2 protein-coding genes are annotated in these 2,305 nt (G+C 62.1%); both read left to right on the forward strand.

Going from position 1 to position 2,305, the window contains the following annotated elements; translation table 11 throughout:
* On the forward strand, window positions 1–1,218 hold a 1,218-nt coding region (locus tag IF809_RS38370; RefSeq protein WP_462840062.1), incomplete at its 5' end, for a Ulp1 family isopeptidase.
* Between the two features lie 457 nt (window positions 1,219–1,675).
* Entirely contained in the window at window positions 1,676–2,254 is a 579-nt protein-coding gene (locus IF809_RS38375) for a hypothetical protein (RefSeq protein ID WP_304492805.1), read from the forward strand.
* The last annotated feature ends 51 nt before the right edge of the window (window positions 2,255–2,305 follow it).

Here is a 2,305-nt window from a genome sequence, read left to right on the forward strand (position 1 = left end):
TCAGACACCTACGCTGGTCTTGAGCCATTTGTTGATCTGAATGCGCCGACGCCGTCCGAGTTGCGCGACGATGCTCATTTTGCGCCAGCGCATCCTGCCAGGGCTCGCTCAGACACCTACGCCGGTCTTGAGGCAGCGGTTAATCCGAATCCGCGCACACCATTCGAGTTGCGTGACAATGCTTGGGCCCCGGCGCCTGACTTTCGGCCGCTGTTTGCCGGGCCAGTACCGGGGCATCACCAGGGCGCTCGACAGCCCGGCTCGCCGCAGGGGCTTTCTCCGGCGCCAGCCTTCTCGGATGATGAAGCTTTGGCGTGGTTGCGCGAGGAGCTGGCGCGACGGCAGATGCAAGAACCGGCCTCACCATCAACCGGCAGGGCTCCCTCAGACATCTACGGCGGCCTTGAGTCATTGGTGCATCTGGATGCGCCCACGCCGTGGGAATTGCGCGACGATGCTCACTTTGCGCCGGCGCCCGCTGCCAGGGCGCGCTCGGACACCTACCGCGGTTTTCCATTGGTTGATCTGACTGCGCCCACGCCGTCCGAATCACGCGACGATGCTAATTCTGTACGGCCGTTTCCGATCACCTCCGCCAACGCTCAGATCGGGGCTTTAGATCCGACAGTCTCGTCTCACGGCCACGGGCTGGTGCTCGAGGACACGGAATGGCTGGGCGACGAGCATATCGACAGGGATTACCGGCTCCAGGAGCAGGATTTGCAGAGGAACGATCCGGATCTCGCCGCCCGGACGCGGTTCGTGAATCCCCTCATCGTCCTAAATTATCTGGGCTCTAACGACGATGGCGTCGTGCAAACCGAGTTCCAGCGCATCGTCCATGATGATGAATTTAATGATACAGCCGACTTCCTGTTCCTGCCCGTGATTAATGCCAACCCTGAAGATCCTAATAACCTCGGCAACCATTGGTCGCTGCTGTTCGTTGATCGCAGTGACCGGGGGCAGCCGGTCGCCTACCACTACGATTCCTACAGGGGACTCAACAAAAAGCATGCAGAGCATCTCGCAAGTAGGCTGCACCTCCGCCTGGAGCCAGCCGGCATGGCCCAGCAGCAGAACACTTATGATTGCGGCGTCTTTGTCGTGGACGGGACGCGGGCGCTGGTTAGGCAATTGGAGCAAGGAGGGCAGACAGTCCACCTGGACCAGCTCGTCGTCGATCGGCAGGCACTGCAAAACCGACTCAGGGGCTGATGTCGCCGTGGGCGAGATAGAGTTGGCTGTGAATCGACGCTGAACATTGCCCCCCGTACGCGCGAAGTCAATCAAGTACTTGGGACGCCGATCGGCGTCCGGACCCCACACGATGACATAATTGCGGTCGGCGCCCGCGGGACGAAAGGTCCGCTATCTTCAAGCCTGCACGCAATCACACGAATCGGAGGGGCTATGAAGCAATATGTTGGGCTTGACGTCTCACAAAAGGAGAGAATCAGGAACAGCAGAAGCCCGTTCCCGAAGATCATACGTCCGTCAGCAAGGACGAGGAATCGGGCGCACGAGGGTTGCAGCGCGATTTGCAGGATCGGTTGCAGCCGGCGCACGACGAGCCGGTGAGCGAGCCCGTCAGCGATAGTGCTTCCCATCCCGAAGTACCTGCAGGCTCGCGCCGGTTCGCCGCCTGCTCAAGGTCGGCATTGGCCTTGCGATTGTGGCCGTCTTCGGATGGTTGCCGCTGAAGGCCGTGCTGCAGACCTCGAGCGTTGCGGCCGTGGTCAATGCCAGGATCGTGACGTTGCGCTCGCCGATTGACGGCACCGTGAGCGCGAAGCCGCCGCAAGGCTCGACGCAACTCAGCGTGGTCCATGAGGGCGACGCGATCCTTCATGTCGTCAACGCGCGTGGCGATCGCGTGCGGCTCGACGATCTTCGGCGGCAGATGTCCCGGATGGAAAATGAGCGCCCGAGTTTCGCCGCCAAGCTTGCGGCCGCCGAGACGGCGCAACAGGACCTCGCCCGCCAGGCGGCCCAGTTCCGCGACGGTCGCATCCTCCAGCTCCAGGCGCGCATTGCCGAAATCCAGTCGGCGATCGAGGCCGCGGCCGCGCGACGGGAGAAGGCAGTGGCCGCCGTCGAGCGGGCCTCGTCACTGATCAAATCGGGCAGCGTCTCGACGGTCGAAATGGCCCGCCTGACGCGCGAGCAGGCGATCGCCCAGCAGACTGCGGATTTCACGGATCGTGAGCATCGATTTCGCGCGATCATGAGCACTGAATTCAGACGATCGTGAGCAGCCCGCTACGGCCGATGGGAGATAGAGTCAGTGTTCTGGTTGCCGTCA

It is taken from the genome of Bradyrhizobium sp. UFLA06-24, assembly GCF_054967145.1.